This is a genomic window from Alcanivorax profundi, from assembly GCF_003597125.1.
GTDB classification, from domain to species: Bacteria; Pseudomonadota; Gammaproteobacteria; order Pseudomonadales; family Alcanivoracaceae; genus Alcanivorax; species Alcanivorax profundi.
Genome location: NZ_QYYA01000015.1, coordinates 1 through 2,112 on the forward strand (window position 1 = coordinate 1; position 2,112 = coordinate 2,112).

Annotated in this window: 1 protein-coding gene; it reads left to right on the forward strand. The window is 41.1% G+C overall.

Annotation, left to right across the window (positions count from 1 at the left end):
• Positions 1-247 precede the first annotated feature (247 nt).
• Positions 248-1,804 carry an IS1182 family transposase gene (locus tag D4A39_RS18895; RefSeq protein ID WP_118200255.1) on the forward strand — a complete coding sequence of 519 codons (1,557 nt, stop codon included), beginning with the start codon at positions 248-250 and terminating at the stop codon, positions 1,802-1,804.
• Positions 1,805-2,112 lie beyond the last annotated feature (308 nt).

Sequence of the window (2,112 nt, forward strand, 5' to 3'; positions counted from 1 at the left end):
CATTTTATCCCACTTTGCATTCTTCATTCCCATTTACAAATACTATATCCGGCAATAACCAGAGAAAGCAAAATTTAAAAAGAGGGTGTGTCATAAGTCTGTGACGCACCCCTTTTTATTTTTTGCCTTTTCACAGATACGAAATCTTTAAAAAACATTTTTATTTACAACAAAGCCCAAACTTTCACAAGCTCGGGCTTTGCCTTTCCGCAAAAGATTTGTATCTTTGCAGAAAACTTCTTTAAGTATGGCAAAGATACAAATAAAATCTGAAACTCGGCACGAATTGAGCTTTTTTCCTAACTCTTTCGATGATTATGTGCCAAAAGACAGCAAAGTTCGTATGGTGGATCGTATTGTTCGCAGTATGGACATCAACCCTCTCATGGATACCTATGATGGGATTGGTGCTCCTCCTTACAGTCCGAAGATGCTTCTAAGTTTAGTTGTTTTTGCCTATATCAATGGCGTTTATTCCTGTCGTGGCATAGCGGACGCACTTAAATACGATGTTCGCTATATGTGGATTTGTGGAGGTAAGCAATTATCTTTCGCAACAATCAACCGCTTTAGATCCAATCATATGATTAAATGCATCGACTTTTATTTTGATGCAGTCGTCTCCATATTGGTTGAAAAGGGCGTGATTAGTCTGGAGGAACAATATGTTGATGGCACTAAGATAGAGTCGAAAGCAAACAAGTACACGTTTGTATGGAAGAAGACTGTGGAAAAGAACAGGGCTAAGCTCTTGGAAAAGACCTCTGCTGCATTGGCTCAGATAAAAGAACAAATTCGCCTGAATGGCGGGAGTGACATTAAGGAAGAAGACAGCGAGCCAGCCACTTCCGCCAAGGATGTAGAGAGAAGTGCACGTTTGTGTGAGAGGCAAGCTAAGAACCTTCCTAAGGCAAAGCTTACAGGAAGAGAGAAGCAAAAGCTAAATACTCAGATAGATCACTTGTTCAAAGCCTCGGACAAACTGTGCGAGTATGAAAAATCACTGGATATACTGGGCGAGAGAAACAGTTACTCCAAGACTGATCCCGATGCGACCTTCATGCGCCTCAAGGAAGATGCCATGAACAATGGGCAGACAAAGCCTGCCTATAACCTTCAAATTGCGACAGAGAATCAATATTGGACGAATTTCGCCCTTTATCCCAATCCAACAGACACCCTGACCTTCAAGCCTTTTTTGGATAAGTACAAGAAAAGATATGGAAAGCAATCCAAGAGCGTCACCGCAGACTCAGGGTATGGCTCGGAGGAGAACTACGAGTACCTAGAGATGGAAGAAATGATGGGTTATGTAAAGTACAACTGGTTTCACAAGGAACAGCATAAGCCTTTCAAGGAGGATGCCTTCAACCAAGCGAACTTCTACTACAACAGGGATGATGACTATTATGTCTGCCCCATGGGACAACACATGGAACCTTGTGGACAACGGCAAACGAAAAGTGACTCCGGCTATGTGTCTGTCATTACATTATATAGAGCACAACGATGTGATGGATGTCCGCTTGGAAGTCTCTGCAAGAAATCCAAAGGCAACAGAACCATATATGTCAACCATAAACTGAATGCATATAAAAAGGAAGCCTTCCTGCTACTAACGTCTGAAGAGGGCTTGAAACACAGAAGCCAGCGACCGATAGAGCCGGAAGCTGTATTTGGGCAGATGAAGGCAGATATGCATTATAAGCGATTCAGGCATTTTGGAATGGACAAGGTTTACATGGATCTAGGATTGTTCGGAATGGGATTCAATTTGAAGAAATATTTGGGTATAAAACGATAAAACTCAATTTTGTTTTTTTTATCGTCAGGGATAACTATGCCCTTTTGTGGGCTTTGGGGCTGTTTTGTTATCGATAAAACAAGAAAAGTAAAGTTTCTATACAATATAATAAGATTCCCTTTGTGAAGAAAGACTACGATTCAACTAGAATATATAGAAACACACACAAAAAAAGGGTGCGTCACAGACTTATGACACACCCTCCTCGTATTTACATACGTAGGTATGAAGACCAAGGAAGTAAAGATCGGTAAGAAGAGAGAGTTCAAACTCTCAATGGAAGACGACAATGCCATTGGCGAAGTTGT